Source organism: Sphingomonas sp. 2378 (assembly GCF_038084995.1).
In the GTDB taxonomy this organism is placed as follows: domain Bacteria; phylum Pseudomonadota; class Alphaproteobacteria; order Sphingomonadales; family Sphingomonadaceae; genus Sphingomonas.
Window position 1 is genome coordinate 1 of the sequence record NZ_JAXCMJ010000033.1, and the last position, 13,877, is coordinate 13,877.

13 protein-coding genes are annotated in these 13,877 nt (G+C 66.3%); 1 reads left to right on the forward strand and 12 read right to left on the reverse strand.

The features are described 5' to 3' along the window. From SM191_RS14435 to pobA, 3 genes are all read right to left on the reverse strand, one after another. A partial coding sequence (locus SM191_RS14435) for a CoA-transferase (protein WP_341506813.1) occupies positions 1–217 on the reverse strand: 217 nt, incomplete at its 3' end. Further along, complete coding sequence (locus SM191_RS14440) at positions 214–927, reverse strand: CoA transferase subunit A (RefSeq protein ID WP_341506814.1); 714 nt, start codon at positions 925–927, stop codon at positions 214–216. The genes SM191_RS14440 and SM191_RS14435, both read right to left, overlap by 4 nt. Beyond that, positions 924–2,111, reverse strand: a complete 1,188-nt coding sequence (gene pobA / locus SM191_RS14445; protein ID WP_341506815.1) for a 4-hydroxybenzoate 3-monooxygenase — start codon at positions 2,109–2,111, stop codon at positions 924–926. Before pobA ends, SM191_RS14440 begins: the two co-directional genes overlap by 4 nt. 126 nt (positions 2,112–2,237) lie before the next feature. Here pobA and SM191_RS14450 point away from each other — a divergent pair, with 126 nt between their 5' ends. Then, a complete protein-coding gene (locus SM191_RS14450) occupies positions 2,238–3,113 on the forward strand; it encodes a helix-turn-helix domain-containing protein (RefSeq protein WP_341506816.1) in 876 nt (291 codons plus the stop codon). A gap of 13 nt (positions 3,114–3,126) precedes the next feature. On the opposite strand, the gene ribB is transcribed toward SM191_RS14450, so the two are convergent. From ribB to SM191_RS14495, 9 genes are all read right to left on the reverse strand, one after another. Further along, on the reverse strand, positions 3,127–4,230 hold the full coding sequence (gene ribB / locus SM191_RS14455) for a 3,4-dihydroxy-2-butanone-4-phosphate synthase (RefSeq protein ID WP_341506817.1): 1,104 nt from the start codon (positions 4,228–4,230) through the stop codon (positions 3,127–3,129). Then, positions 4,227–5,165, reverse strand: coding sequence for a fumarylacetoacetate hydrolase family protein (locus SM191_RS14460; protein ID WP_341506818.1), 939 nt, complete (start codon positions 5,163–5,165; stop codon positions 4,227–4,229). Before SM191_RS14460 ends, ribB begins: the two co-directional genes overlap by 4 nt. 4 nt (positions 5,166–5,169) lie before the next feature. Next, entirely contained in the window at positions 5,170–5,949 is a 780-nt protein-coding gene (locus tag SM191_RS14465; RefSeq protein ID WP_341506819.1) for a cyclase family protein, read from the reverse strand. Further along, complete coding sequence (locus SM191_RS14470) at positions 5,946–7,103, reverse strand: alpha/beta hydrolase family protein (RefSeq protein WP_341506820.1); 1,158 nt, start codon at positions 7,101–7,103, stop codon at positions 5,946–5,948. Before SM191_RS14470 ends, SM191_RS14465 begins: the two co-directional genes overlap by 4 nt. Positions 7,104–7,108: 5 nt before the next feature. Next, positions 7,109–8,011 carry a VOC family protein gene (locus SM191_RS14475; protein ID WP_341506821.1) on the reverse strand — a complete coding sequence of 301 codons (903 nt, stop codon included), beginning with the start codon at positions 8,009–8,011 and terminating at the stop codon, positions 7,109–7,111. A 64-nt stretch (positions 8,012–8,075) separates the two neighbouring features. Next, positions 8,076–10,397 (reverse strand): TonB-dependent receptor, encoded by a 2,322-nt coding sequence (locus SM191_RS14480; RefSeq protein WP_341506822.1) that lies wholly within the window; start codon positions 10,395–10,397, stop codon positions 8,076–8,078. Positions 10,398–10,515: 118 nt separating this feature from the next. Further along, a complete protein-coding gene (locus SM191_RS14485; RefSeq protein WP_341506823.1) occupies positions 10,516–10,968 on the reverse strand; it encodes a nuclear transport factor 2 family protein in 453 nt (150 codons plus the stop codon). Beyond that, positions 10,965–13,313: a glycoside hydrolase family 3 protein gene (locus SM191_RS14490; protein WP_341506824.1), complete on the reverse strand. Its 2,349-nt coding sequence runs from the start codon at positions 13,311–13,313 to the stop codon at positions 10,965–10,967. Before SM191_RS14490 ends, SM191_RS14485 begins: the two co-directional genes overlap by 4 nt. Continuing rightward, positions 13,310–13,876: an NADPH-dependent FMN reductase gene (locus SM191_RS14495; RefSeq protein WP_341506825.1), complete on the reverse strand. Its 567-nt coding sequence runs from the start codon at positions 13,874–13,876 to the stop codon at positions 13,310–13,312. The genes SM191_RS14490 and SM191_RS14495 overlap by 4 nt, the downstream gene beginning before the upstream one ends. Between the last annotated feature and the right edge of the window lies 1 nt (position 13,877).

The following is a 13,877-nucleotide window of genomic DNA, read 5'->3' on the forward strand; positions in this document are numbered from 1 at the left end:
TCTGCTTGCCCGCATTGATGAGGTCGGGGTCCGCCTCCCCCTCATGGGGGAAGGGCCCGATGCCGAGCAGGCCGTTTTCGGACTGCAAGGTCACGTCGATCCCGGCGGGGACGTGGTTGGCGACAAGGGTCGGGATGCCGATGCCGAGGTTGACATAATATCCGTCCTGCAGTTCGCGCGCGGCGCGTGCCGCCATCTCGTCGCGGGTCCAGTTCATGCCGCATCCTCCCGCACGCGGGTGGTCAGCTTCTCGATCCGCTTCTCGTTGATGGTCGAGCGCACGATCCGGTCGACGAAGATGCCGGGCGTGTGGACGCAATCCGGGTCGATCTCCCCCGCCGCGACGATCTCCTCCACCTCGACCACCGTGACCTTGCCCGCAGTCGCCATGTTCGGGTTGAAGTTGCGCGCCGTCTTGCGGAACAGCAGGTTCCCCGCCGGATCGGCCTTCCACGCCTTGATGATCGACAGGTCGGCGCGCAGCCAGGTTTCGCGGACATAGTCCTGCCCCTCGAACGTCTCGACTGGCTTGCCCTCGGCCACCACCGTGCCGACGCCGGTCTTGGTATAGAAGGCCGGGATGCCCGCGCCGCCCGCCCGGATGCGCTCGGCCAGCGTGCCTTGGGGGTTCAGTTCCAGTTCCAGTTCGCCCGACAGATATTGTTGCTCGAACAACTTGTTCTCGCCGACATAGCTGGAGATCATCTTACGAACCTGCCGGCTCTCCAGCAGCATCCACAGGCCGAAGCCGTCCGCTCCCGCATTGTTCGAGATGACGGTCAGCCCCTTCACCCCGCTCGCGCGGACCTCCGGGATCAGGCTCTCGGGATTGCCCGACAGGCCGAAGCCGCCCGACATGATCGTCATCCCGTCGAACAAGAGCCCGTCGAGCGCTGCGGCGGGGGAGGGATAAATCTTGCTTTTCATGCCATCTCCAGGGGCAGGCCCACATAATTTTCGGCGAGCGTGCGTTGCGCGGCGGGCGATCCGCGCAGATAGTCGAGTTCGGCCATCTGGATGCGCCGATCGAAGCCGTCCATGGTCGGGAAACGGTGGGTCACCGAGGTGAACCACCAGGAAAAGCGCTCCGCCTTCCACACGCGCGCCAGCGCGCGCGCCGAATAATGGTCGATCCCGGCACTCGATCGCTCGCGATAATGCTCGGTCAGCGCCGCGCCCAGCATGGTCACGTCGGACACGGCCAGGTTCATGCCCTTGGCCCCCGTGGGCGGGACGATGTGCGCTGCGTCCCCCGCCAGGAACAGCCGCCCCCAGCGCATCGGTTCGGCCACGAACGACCGCAGCGGCGCGATCGTCTTCTCAAACGATGCGCCGCGCGTCACCTTCGCCGCCGTCTCCGCCCCCAACCGCAGGCATAGTTCGTCCCAGAAGCGATCGTCCGACCAGTCGGCCAGATCCTCGTCCAGCGCACACTGGATATAATAACGGCTGCGCGTCGGCGAGCGCATCGAGGCGAGCGCGAAGCCGCGTTCGTGATTGGCGTAGATCAGTTCGTGATCGGCGGGCGGCACATCGGCCAGCACGCCCAGCCAGCCGAACGGATAGACCCGCTCGAAGACTTTCAGGACATGCGCCGGGATCGCCGCCCGGCTGACGCCGTGATAGCCGTCGCAACCGACCACGAAATCGCAGTCCAGTTGCCGCTCCAGCCCCTCGCGCCGCCACATCACGGTCGGCCGATCGCCGTCCAGACCGGATAGCGTCACATCCTCGGCATTCCAGACGATCGACAGCCCGCGCTCCCCGGCCGCGTCGAACAGGTCGCGCATCACCTCCTGCTGGCCATAGACGGTGACGGTCGAACCGCCGGTCAGCGCCGCCATGTCGATCCGGAACACCTGCCCATCGAGCGCGACATTGGTGCCGCCGTGGACCAGCCCCTCCCGCTCCAGCCGGGCCGACACGTTCAGCCGCCGCATCAAAGCGACGGTGCCCTGTTCCAGCACCCCCGCACGCACCCGTCCCTCGACATAATCGCGGTCGCGGCGCTCTATGACGACGGCGTCGATCCCTTCGGCGTGGAGCAGGTGCGCCAGGAACATGCCCGCCGGTCCCGCGCCGATTATCGCCACCTGTGTCCGGTGCCTCATGTCATCCTCTCGAAGCCGGCGTTGCTCGCCTTCATGCCCGGATCATGCCGCCAACCGCGCTGGCAAACGATGGACGGGCCGCGCAAAAAATTGGACGATCCGGTTGCCCCGCATTAGCGATAGGCGATGGCCGTGGCAGCAATCCCCAGCTTCTACCTTTATGGCGAACCGCATCGCGCGGTGGAGGACGGCTTCGTCCATGCCGAGCGGCTCGACGATCGTTCGCGCCCGCATGAATGGACGATCCTGCCCCATGCCCATGCCGACCTGATCCAGCTCTTCCTGCTGGAACAGGGTGGCGGCACGATGCGGGCGGAGGGGGAGAATCTCGCGGTCACCGCCCCCGCGCTGCTGATCGTGCCTGCCGGGATCGTCCATGGTTTCGACTGGCTTCACGAGTCGGCGGGCGCGGTCGTCACCCTGTCGGTCCGTCATCTCGCGCAGCTCGAAGGCCGCTATCCGGGCCTGGCGGCGGTCTTCGACCGGGTGGGCGTGGTCTACCCGGACGAGGCGGCGACCGGCACGATCGGTGCAGGCATCGCGACGCTGATGCGCGAACTCGGCTGGTCGGCACCGGGGCATGGCGCGGCGGTGGATGCGGCATTGCTCGCCGTGCTGGTCGAGACGCTGCGCGCGTCGGGCGGAATGCGGGGGAGCATCCGCGCCGCGCCCGGACACCATCAGAGCCTGGTCGCCCGCTTCCGCGCCCGCATCGACGAACGTTTCCGCCTGCGCGAGCCGATCGCCATCCATGCCGAGGCCTTGGGCACCAGCGAAAGCCGGTTGCGCGTCGCCTGCGCCCGGATCGCCGCCCAGTCGCCTGCCGCGATGCTCGACCAGCGCGCCATGCTCGATGCCAAGCGGGCGCTGCTCTATACCAATCTGTCGGTAGCGGAGGTCGGCTTTGCGATCGGCTTTGCCGACCCGGCCTATTTCACCCGTTTCTTCACCCGCCATGCCGGGATGTCGCCCCGCGCCTATCGCCGGTCGGGCAGCGCCTGAGCCAAGGGCGGGGTCAGATCGCGCGCTCCCCCGCGACCCGCAATCCGTACCCCTCCAACCCGACCAGCGTGCGGTGGCTGTTGGTCAGCAGGATCATCTCCCCGACGCCCAGTTCGTTCAGGATCATCGCGCCGACGCCGTAATCGCGCAGTTCCTCCATGTCGGGCACCGTCACGCCCGCCCGCGCATGGATCGCCAGCGTCAAGCCATCGGGGCGCGGACGGTTGATGACCACGACGACCCCGGCCCCTTCCCGGCCGATCGCCTCCATCGACCGGCGCAGCAGGCCGCTGCGCGCGTTCGCCTCGCCGAACAAATCGGTGAAGGGCGACAAGGCGTGCATGCGCACGAGGGTCGGGCGCGCCGGATCGACGGCCCCCTTGACCAGCGCGACCTGCTCGCTGCCCGTTGCCTTGTTCCAGAAGGTCATGGCGCGCCACCGGCCGCCCCATTCGCTGTCGAACTCGGTCTCCGCGCGCTTTTCGACCAGATGATCGTGGCGACGACGATAGGCGATCAGGTCGCGGATCGAGCCGATCTTCAGGCCATGGAGTTGGGCGAAGGCGATCAGCCGGTCACGCCGCGCCATCGTCCCATCCTCGTCCATGATCTCGCGGATCACGCCGGAAGGATTAAGCCCTGCCAGCCGCGCGACGTCGACCGCGGCCTCGGTATGCCCGGCGCGCACCAGCACGCCGCCGTCGCGCGCGACCAGCGGGAAGACATGGCCGGGGCTGACGATCGCCTCCGGTCCCTGCGCCGCATCGATCGCCACCGCGATGGTGCGGGCGCGGTCGGCGGCGGAGATGCCGGTGGTCACCCCATGCTTCGCCTCGATCGAGACGGTAAAGGCGGTTTCGTGCCGCGTGCCGTTGCTCCGCGTCATCAGGTCGAGGCCCAACTGCTCGATGCGAGGCCTCGCCATCGCCAGGCAGATCAGGCCGCGCCCGTGCCGCGCCATGAAATTGATCGCATCGGGCGTCGCCATCTGCGCGGGGACGACCAGATCACCCTCATTCTCCCGGTCCTCGTCATCGACCAAGATGAACATCCGCCCGTTGCGCGCCTCGTCGATGATCTCCTCGGGACTGAAGAGAAAGGCGCGGGTGCCGGTCATCCCGCGACCACGCGCTGGTCGAGCGTGCCGAACAACGGCCCCGCCCGCATCGTCACCCGGTCTCCGAAGGACAGGAAGGGGGTGCGCGGCGCCCCGCCCTCGATCATCTCGATCGCGCGACGCTCGGACAGGCAGGTCGAACCGACCCGCGCATGATCGGCGTTCGACACCGTGCCCGACCCGATGATCGTCCCCGCGGGCAGATTCCGGGTCCGCGCGGCATGAGCGATCAGTTCGTGAAAGCCATAGGCCATCTGATCGCCGACCGGATGGCCGAACCAGCGCCCGTTCACCTCGACGGTCAGCGGCAGTCCTACACGACCCTCGGACCAGGCGGATCCCAGTGCGTCGGGTGTCACGGCAAAGGGCGCGACCGAGCAGGCCGGCTTGGCCTGTATCCAGCCGAATCCGGTCTTCATTTCGATCGGCGCGATCGCGCGCAGCGACCAGTCGTTGAGCAGCATGACCAGACGAATGTGTGCCAGCGCCTCGTCCGCCGTGCAGCCCATCGGCACGTCGCCCGTCACCACCGCGAACTCGCCCTCGAAGTCGATGCCGTCCGCCTCGCTGGGCAAGGGCACGTCCTCGGTGGCCGAGAGAAAATGGTGCGACAAGCCCTGATACATAAGTGGCCTGTCGGTCTCGATCGGCGGCAGGTTGAACGCCTTCTGCATCAGCGCGCCATGAGTCGGGAAGGCCGAGCCATCGAGCCACTGCCATGCCCGCGGCAAGGGGGCCTGCAACGCGGAGACGTCCAGGACCTCACCCTCCTCATTGACCCGCCCGGCCAACCCGCGCAAGATCGGTTCCAGGCGAGTCCAATCGTCCAACGCGGCCTGCATCGACACTCCGGCGGGCAGAGCGCGCATGCCGTCGCGCGATACGACGACCAGCATGCCGTCCCGGCTGCCATCCTCACGGGTCGCGAGCCGCATGTCCCTATTCCTCGAAGATCGCGACCGCGCGGCACCAGCCTGCCGAACCACCCTTCACCTTGACGGGCAGGCAGGAGACGGTGAAGCCGGTCGCAGGTAGCTCTTCCAGCCGGGTCAGCTTCTCCATGTGGCAATAGCCGATCTCGCGGCCCGCCTTATGGCCTTCCCAGACCAGCGAATAATCGCCCGTTTCGGCGACCCGCGCGGCGGTGTGACTAAACGGTGCGTCCCAGCTCCAGGCATCGGTGCCGGTCACGCGGACGCCGCGCTCGGTAAGGTACAGGGTCGCCTCATACCCCATGCCGCAACCGCGCCCGAGAAAGTCGGGCCGCCCCAGCGCCGCGCCTGCGGAGGTGTTGACCAGCACGATGTCGAGCGGGCGCAGTTCATGCCCGATCCGCACCAGCTCGGCCTCGACCTCGGCCGCCGTCACGACATGCCCGTCGGACAGATGGCGAAAGTCGAGCTTCACGCCCGGTTGCAGGCACCATTGGAGCGGCACCTCGTCGATGGTGATCGCCCGCTCCCCCCTGTTCATGGTCGGATGATAATGCCACGGCGCGTCGAGATGCGTGCCGTTATGCGTGCTCAGCGTCAGCATTTCCGACGCCGCGAACCCTTCGCCGCCCGCCATCGCCTCCGCCGTGATGCCGGGGAAGAACATCGCCGCCTCGGCCACCGTCTCGTGGTGGGTCTGGCGGGCGATGCTCGGCCGCATGAAGGGCGGATCGGTGATGACCTCCGGGTCGATCGCGATCGACAGGTCGACGATACGGCGCGTCATGAGTTGCGTCCTCCCAACGTCTCGGCGAACCAGTCGGAGATCAGGTCGCGGCCATAGGCCATGTTGTCCGCCCCGACATGCTCGACCCCGCCCTCGCGAGGGGTGAAGATCACCTTCTCGCGACGTGGCGAATTGACGAGCTGGTCGTACAGATCGTCGGCATATTTCACGCTGATCTGGCGATCGTTCGCGCCGTGGGTGACGAGGAACGGGACGGTGATCCGGTCCATATGGCCGTTCAGGTTCATCGCTTCGGACCTGGCGAGGAAGTCGTCCTGATCCTTCGCGCCGAAAGCCCAGTGGACGTGCTTCCAATAGTGCGGGACCGGATTCTCGCCCTCGCGCGCCATGCGCCTGTCCTGCACCTCGCGCCAATTATGGTTCGCCCCCCAGACCGCGCCGCTCGCGAAACGTGGCTCATACGCGACGGCGCGCGGCGCGAAGTGGCCGCCCAGCGAGATGCCGGTCATGCCGATCCGCCTCGGGTCGACGTCCGGCTGCGTCTCCAGCCAGTCGACCGCCGCGCTGGCCCAGCTTTCGCTGTGCGGATCGACCGGCAGATGATGGAGCCGCAGCGCCTCGCCCGATCCCGGCTGGTCCACGCACAGCGTCGAAATGCCACGCCGGGCCAGTTCGTGCGGTAGCCGCGTCCAGTAAAGCAGTTCCTTGCAGCTATCGAGGCCGTTGCAGAACACCACCACCGGCTTGGCCCCCTCGCCCGGTGCGCGGGTATAGAGAGCGGGCATGGTGCCAGCCGCGAGCGGGATCTCCACCCGCTCGCGGTTCAGCCGCCCCAGGGACGTCGAACGGTCGAACGCCTCGCGCGCGCGCGCATAGGTTTCGCGACGCCCCGGATGGCCATGCCCCTGCATCCGCTCGGCGGTGATGAGGTAGAGGCTGGCGCGCTCCAGCTTGTTGGAGGCCGAAAAGGCGCGCCCCCTGGCCTCGTCCTCGGCGGCGAGGTCGATCAGCTTGTCGCCCATCGCCGCCCAGGCCTTCATGAACATCGGCGTACCGGCATCCGCGCCGCTCGCCGCCGCCTCCTTGATCGGCTGGCACATGTCGATGATCTCGCCGAGCTGCGCGCCCGACTCCATCGCGATCGCGACCGACAGGTTCCAGATATAGTTGGGAAAGGGCTCGTACAGCGCCATCGGGCTTACACCGAAACCGGCTGGAACAACCCGGCATCGGGCTTGGGATGCGGCATGGTCTGCGGACCGCCGACGCCGATGCCCCATTGGTCCATCGTGCCGGGGCCGGGGACATGCACCTGATGCTCGTGCGTCTCGAAGTCGACATGCTCCAGTTCCGAGGTGTATTCGACCGCGAAACCGTTCGGCGTCGTGAAATAGCTGAAGGTGTTGTTGCCGGCCGTGTGGCGGCCTGGCCCCCAGCGGATATCGGTGCCCGCCTGCTTCAGCCGCCGGATACCCGACATCATGTCGTCCACGGTCAGCATGTCATAGGCGACATGGTTGAGACAAGGCGGCCCCGGAAGGATGGCAAGGCGATGATGCGCCGAGTTGCAGCGCAGGAAACACATGAAGTCGCCCAGCCAGTCCGACACCCGAAAGCCCAGCACATCGGTGAAGAACGCCGCCATCGCCCGGTGATCGGGCGAATGCAGCACGATATGGCTAATCTTCTGCGGAATGCCTTCCCAGCGACTGAGCGCGCGCGGCGTGCGGCGCTCGACATCCGCCGAAACCTCGAACGGCAGCCCATCGGGCGAGAAGAAGCGGAAACCATAGCCGCCCCCCAATGTCGCCAAGTCGCGGGGGGCGAAGATGATCCGGCAACCGGCCTCCTCCACCTTGGCGTGCAAGGCATCGACATCGGCGCGCGTGTCGGCGGCCAGCGCGATCACGTCGATGCGATTGGCATCGTCCTGTCGCAGACGGACGACATAGGCTTCGTCATGCCCCTCGGCCGCGAAATGGTACAGGCCATCCCGCTCCCCCGCTTCGACCAGTTTCCAGTCGTCGCGATAGAATGCGCGTTCGGCATCGAGGTCGGCGACGCCATAGCCGACGTAACGGATCTCGGTCACTCTTGCCATGTCATGCTCCAGGGGCTGGGTAATGCCCCGGCGGTGGCGACACACCCCGCCGGGGATGGTGTCGTCAGAAGCGGAACGAGCCCTGCACGCCGTAGGTGCGCGGCTGGCCGAAATTCCAATTGTAGATGTTGATCCCGCCGCCGGTGAACCCGGCATAGGTCTTCACCCGGTTGTTCTCGAGATTGCGGACATAGCCCTGGATGCTGAACCGGTTGTTCGGCATGTTCAGTTCCAGGCTGAGATCGGTGGTGGTGAACGCATCCACCTCGTCGCCCCTGTAGTTGAAGGCGGTGAGGAAATAGCGCGACTTGAACCGGCTGAAGCCATTGGCGACCAGCTTGTATCCGTCACCCAGTTCGATCGTCTTGGTATAGTTGATGCCGATCGTCCATTTGGGCGCCTGCGGCGCGACATTGCCCGCCAGGTCGAGCGTCAGGCGCGGGACATTGGCCGGGGGATTGGCCAGCGTCGGGGCCGGGATGCCCGCGAACTGCTGAAGCCGCGCGTCGATATAATTGACGATCAGGCTGACCCGGTCGTTGGGCGACAGGCGGACGGCGGTATCGGTTTCGATGCCCCAGACCCGGCTCTTGCCGGCATTGAAGGTGCGCGCGCCGACAGTTGTGTCGATATAGACCTGAACCTGCTGGTCCTTATAGTCATAATAGAAGGCGCTGGCATTGAATTCGAGGCTATTGCCCATGAAGCGGTTCTTCGAGCCGATCTCATAGGCGGTCAGATTTTCCGCGTTGAACGATCCGACCAGATCGAAGCCGCCGCTTTTGAACCCGGTACTGACCTTGGCATAGAGAAGATTGTCGCGCGCAGGCTTGTACTCGACGCCCGCCGTCCAGGTGATCTTGTCTTCCTTGTAAGTAGGATAGCGGATCAGCGCCCCTGCCCCGCTGCCGTCGGCGGGCGGCCGCGCCATGGTTGGCGAGCGGTAGAAGCCGTAATTGATATATTCGGCATCCTTCTTGTCATCGGTGTAACGGATGCCGCCGGTGAGGCTCAGCGTGTCGGGCACGATCCAATAGGTCGCCTGGGCAAAGGCCGACTTCGATTCCGAGGTCACGTAAGGACGATAGAAGAAGTTGGCGAAGGCCCCCGCCAAGGGTAGATAGAGGCCACGCGCGATGATCTGGTTCTCGTGGAAATAGAAACCACCGACCTGCCAGACGAACTGGCCCTGGCTTCCGCCGTTCAGACGGACCTCATGGCTTTGCGTGCGCGTATCGTAGCGGTCGTTGTAGAAGGTGAACAGTTCCGGCAGAAAGCCGTTCTGCGGGATGACCGCCTGGTTATCGACATGCCGATAACCGCCGATATAGCTGAGCGTCGCGCCGCCGAAATCATAGGAGACGCGGCCGCGCACCGCATATTGCTGGCTCTTGAAGCTCCCCATCCGGCCAAGCGGGAAGCTGGCGGGATCGAACACCTGAGGCACGTCGACAAAGGACGGAACCTGACGCTGGGCGAGCGTGGTATAGGCCGTGGGCGGAGCCACCGACGCGGGCAACTCGGTCACGCCGGGAGTCGATCCGTTGACGGCCAGGCCATATTGCATCGGCCCGGTCTGGTCGATGTCGACATATTCGCCCGCGAGATAGACCTCCAGCGCGCCCGGCGCGAACAGGATGCTGCCGCGGACCGCATCGACATTGGCATCGTCGCCCCGACCCGCCGGACCGTTGTCGACATAGCCGTCATGCTGATTGTGCAGCCCCGCCACGCGGATCGCGACCTTGTCGCCCAGCGGCACGTTGACCGCGCCCGTCGCATAGATCGCGTTGTAATTACCATAGCCCAGCGTCGCCGAGCCCTCGAAGCTCTCCAGCACCGGCTTGGCCGCCACGATGTTCAGCGCACCCGCCGTCGAGTTGCGGCCGAACAATGTGCCCTGCGGCCCGCGCAGCACCTCGATCCGCTCCAGGTCGAAGAAATTGGCGTTCAGGCCGACCGGGCGGTTGATATATTCGCCATCGATCGAAACGGTCAGAGCAGGGTCGGCGCTTTCCGAAATATCTTGGCTGGACACGCCGCGAATGGCGATCTTGGTGAAGACGGAGTCGGGCGTGATGCCCAGATCGGGCGCAAGGCGCTGAAGCCCGCTGACATCGGTGACCTGTGCTTTCGTCAGATCCGCGCCACCGATGGCGCGAATGGCGATCGGGGTATCCTGCAACCGGGTTTCGACTTTGGTCGCGGTGACGATGATGTCTTCGGACTGAGCGAGATCATCGGCCGCTGCCCGCGTCTTCCCATTGACGGACGTCTGCGCTGCGGAACCCGACGTATTCGCGACCTGCGCGAATGCGGGATGGGCCACCCACAAGGCGGTGGTAGTGGTAAGCGCCGTGATGGCGACGCGGCGGAACCTCGTCATACGATCCCCTCTCCATGGTCGGAGGCGTATCCGCCCCTCATTTAGAACTAGAATGATTGTTCTGTTTAATGTCCGAGTCAAGCGCCGATCGGCGATCGGGCGAGATTATTTTGCGCGTTCAGAACATCGGATGCGGATTGCGCGCGGTCGTCGGCATCGGCTGGATCACATCCCAATGTTCGACGATCTTGTCGTCCTTCAACCGATAGATGTCGGCGACCGCGCCGCCGGGGGTATCCGGGTTGGTGCGGCCATGCAGGTGGATGACAGCCATGTCGCCGTCGACGATGATCCGCTTCACGTCGAAGCGCGCGCCGGGGGTCGCGAATTTGGGGGCAAGCGCCGCGACCGCGGCGTCGCGGCCATCGGCAAGGCCGGGATTATGCTGGATATAGTCCGCCACGACATAGCGCTGAAACGCCCCGGCCACGTCGCGCCGGGTATAAAAGCGATCGGCGAAATCCGTCATGATCGCGCGGTTGCGATCGGTCAGCGTGCTCCCCGATCCGGCGATCGCGGCCGGTGCCAGAAATGGCGTCGTCAGGACCAGCGCATGAAACATGGCTTTCATATCGTCACCTCCGTCGTGAAGGGCAGATCGTCGCTCGCACGGCCGACCGACAGCCCGGCACGCTGGCCCGGCTTTTCCCAATCGCGACCGTTCCAGATGCGGAAAAGACGTGGTTCGGGCGTTATCCTGACGGTCCTCGTCCTTCCCGGCTCCAGTACGACCTTGGCGAAGCCGACCAGTGCGAATTCGGGGACATGCCGATAGAGTTGCACCACCTCGCTGCCGACACGATCGCCGCCATTGCGCAGTGTGACCAGGACATCGCCACCATCGGCGTCGACATTCAACCACTCGAAACGGGTGTAGCCCCGCCCCGCCCCGAAAGCGTAGAGCGGTGTCGTACCGCGCGCCTGTAGCCCCCGGTATCCGATCAGCACGCCGTCCTCATAGGGAAGATCACCCTGCCCATCCGGCTGAAGCGACAGCGCCGGATAGTCGGCCTCGCATCTGGCCAGCGTGACCGGCAACCGGCCACCCGGCTCGGCGTCGCCCGCCAGCACGGCGGCAAGCGCAGGCCCGAAACCCTCCCCCGGATACCAGGCGGAGATCAGCGCCGCAGCCTTGTCACTCCAAGTCGCGTCGAAGGCATGGCCGATATTGGCGATGATCGCGGTGTTGGAATTGGCGGAGCAGACCGCATCGATCAGTGTCCGTTGCTCAGGCGCGATGGCCGTGTCGGGCCGATCCTTGCTCTCGACGCTGGAGTCCGATGTTTCGCCGATCATCAGGATCACCGCATCGGCATGCGCCGCCGCCTCGACCGCGCGGGCCAGCATCGCCTCCGCGCTGTCCGGTCCACGAACGCCATACCACAGGCCATGGACCCGCGCGCCGTCATAGCGGAAGACGACCTCCACCAGAACACGCTGCCCGGCCGCCAGCCTCATCTCAGCGCTCTCGGCATCGCCGCGCTTGAGCGAGCCCATCACATCGGATGCCGCCATACGCTCAGGCTGGTCGATCAAGGGCTGCCCATCGACCGTCAGGGTGACCGCACCGGTGGCGCCCACATAGAAACGATGCGCGCCGTCCTTGGTGGCCGTGAACCAGCCGCTGGCACGGATCGCCGCGGGACGGTCGAAGACACCCTGTTCATGCACGCCGACGAACCAGACGAGCGAGTTGGTGTTGCGCACCTCCTGCCCGACAGGCTGGCCGGACAGGTCGCCATCGGCGAAATATTCGACCGTCATGCCCTGCCCCTCGCCCCGGACGGGCTGTACCGGCATAGCGGGCAGGCGCGGCTGGGGATCGACGCCGGGTTCGTAGACGATCTCCGCCACCCCGGCATAACGCGCCATGATGGCCTCCAGGGGACGGACCGCATCGGGCGACAGCGCGATCTTGGCAAAGGTGCCGCCCTGATAGCAGGGGGCCGCCGCATTCGGGCCGATCACCGCGATCCGGCGATGCCTGCCCGGCGTGATCGGCAACAGATCATTCTCGTTGCGGAGCAACACCATCCCCGCCGCCGCCGCCTCGACCAGCAGGGCATCCGCATCCTCCCGGGGCGCCGATTTGGGGCCGGACCAGCGACGGGCGGCCCGCGCCACGCGCTCGGCGGCGTCGGTCAGCCGCTCGGCCACGACGTCGCCCGCCTCGACCGCCGCGACGGCCTTGGCACCCAGGAACCGCGCCGGCCCCGGCATCTCCAGGTCGAGCCCGCCGTTAAGGCTGCCTGCGGTCGAATGCGTCCCGAACCAGTCGCTGATGAACGGACCGTCAAAGCCCCATTCCTGCTTCACGATGGTCGAGATATGGCCATGCTCGGCGCACCAGTCGCCATTGACCCGGTTATAGGCGGTCAGCATCGCCCCCGCTCCCGCTCCCGCACAGAGCTCGAAGGGCAGCAGATAGACCTCGCGCAGCGCGCGCTCATCGACCACCGCGTTCATCCGGTCGCGATCCGTCTCGCTGTCGTTGCAGACCAGATGCTTGACGCAGGCGCCGACGCCGGTCGACTGAAGCCCCCGCGTCCACGCCGCTCCGGCTAGGCCGGTCAGCAGCGGGTCTTCGGAGAAATATTCGAACGCCCTCCCGGCCAGCGGGCTGCGCGCCATGTTGACATTGGGGGCGAGGACCAGATCGACCCCCATGCGGATCGCCTCGCCGCCGACCAAAGCCGCGACCCGTGCGATCAGGGCGACGTCGAAACTGGCACCGAGCGCCGTCGCGCAGGGCGACAGGCGCGCGACGTCGCGTTCGTCCACCCGCCCGCTGGCGATCCCCATCGGGCCATCGCTCATGTGCAGCGACGGGACACCCGCCTCGGGGATCGCGACCGAACGCCACATCGCCGCCCCGGCGGTCAGGCTCGCCTGCTGGGCCATGGTCAGGGCCGTCATACGACCGGTTCCAGACGAAAGGCCATGATCTGCCGGGCCTGGGTCTCGATCTGAGCCGCCACGCCTCGATCGACGATCGCGCCGTCTCCGCCGAAAGGCTTCTGCGCAATCGAGTTGATCGCGATCCCCGCCGGGGTCGGCCAGCCGCGCATCGCATGGACGATGCCGCGCAGCGCCGCCAGCGTGACGCCGCCCGCCTGCCATCCCGCCGCCGAGACGATCAGCCCCACCGGCATACCGTCGAAATAGACCCGCTCGTCCCCGCGCAGATCCTCCAGCAGATCGATGGCGTTCTTCACCACGCCCGAAACGCCGCCATGATAGCCGGGCGTCCCGATGACGAGGCCATCCGCCTCACGCAGCGCCGCGACGAAGGCCCCCTGTTCCGCCGTGCGTTCGGGACGCTCCGGGTTGAAATGCGGCAGCGCCGCCAGCGCCGGACCATCGAACATGGTGGTCTTCGCCCCCATCCGCTCGCATTCGGCAAGCACGGAACGCACCAACATCTCGCTCGACGAACGGGGTCGGAAGGTGCCGCCGATCCCCACGATATGCCGCGCCATC

What these genes read in the sequence shown, in the direction of transcription:
- SM191_RS14440 (WP_341506814.1), bottom strand. Translation starts at nt 927, where the DNA reads ATGAAAAGCAAGATTTATCCCTCCCCCGCCGCAGCGCTCGACGGGCTC.
- pobA (WP_341506815.1), bottom strand. Translation starts at nt 2,111, where the DNA reads ATGAGGCACCGGACACAGGTGGCGATAATCGGCGCGGGACCGGCGGGC.
- SM191_RS14450 (WP_341506816.1), top strand. Translation starts at nt 2,238, where the DNA reads ATGGCCGTGGCAGCAATCCCCAGCTTCTACCTTTATGGCGAACCGCAT.
- ribB (WP_341506817.1), bottom strand. Translation starts at nt 4,230, where the DNA reads ATGACCGGCACCCGCGCCTTTCTCTTCAGTCCCGAGGAGATCATCGAC.
- SM191_RS14460 (WP_341506818.1), bottom strand. Translation starts at nt 5,165, where the DNA reads ATGCGGCTCGCGACCCGTGAGGATGGCAGCCGGGACGGCATGCTGGTC.
- SM191_RS14465 (WP_341506819.1), bottom strand. Translation starts at nt 5,949, where the DNA reads ATGACGCGCCGTATCGTCGACCTGTCGATCGCGATCGACCCGGAGGTC.
- SM191_RS14470 (WP_341506820.1), bottom strand. Translation starts at nt 7,103, where the DNA reads ATGGCGCTGTACGAGCCCTTTCCCAACTATATCTGGAACCTGTCGGTC.
- SM191_RS14475 (WP_341506821.1), bottom strand. Translation starts at nt 8,011, where the DNA reads ATGGCAAGAGTGACCGAGATCCGTTACGTCGGCTATGGCGTCGCCGAC.
- SM191_RS14480 (WP_341506822.1), bottom strand. Translation starts at nt 10,397, where the DNA reads ATGACGAGGTTCCGCCGCGTCGCCATCACGGCGCTTACCACTACCACC.
- SM191_RS14485 (WP_341506823.1), bottom strand. Translation starts at nt 10,968, where the DNA reads ATGAAAGCCATGTTTCATGCGCTGGTCCTGACGACGCCATTTCTGGCA.
- SM191_RS14490 (WP_341506824.1), bottom strand. Translation starts at nt 13,313, where the DNA reads ATGACGGCCCTGACCATGGCCCAGCAGGCGAGCCTGACCGCCGGGGCG.
- SM191_RS14495 (WP_341506825.1), bottom strand. Translation starts at nt 13,876, where the DNA reads ATGGCGCGGCATATCGTGGGGATCGGCGGCACCTTCCGACCCCGTTCG.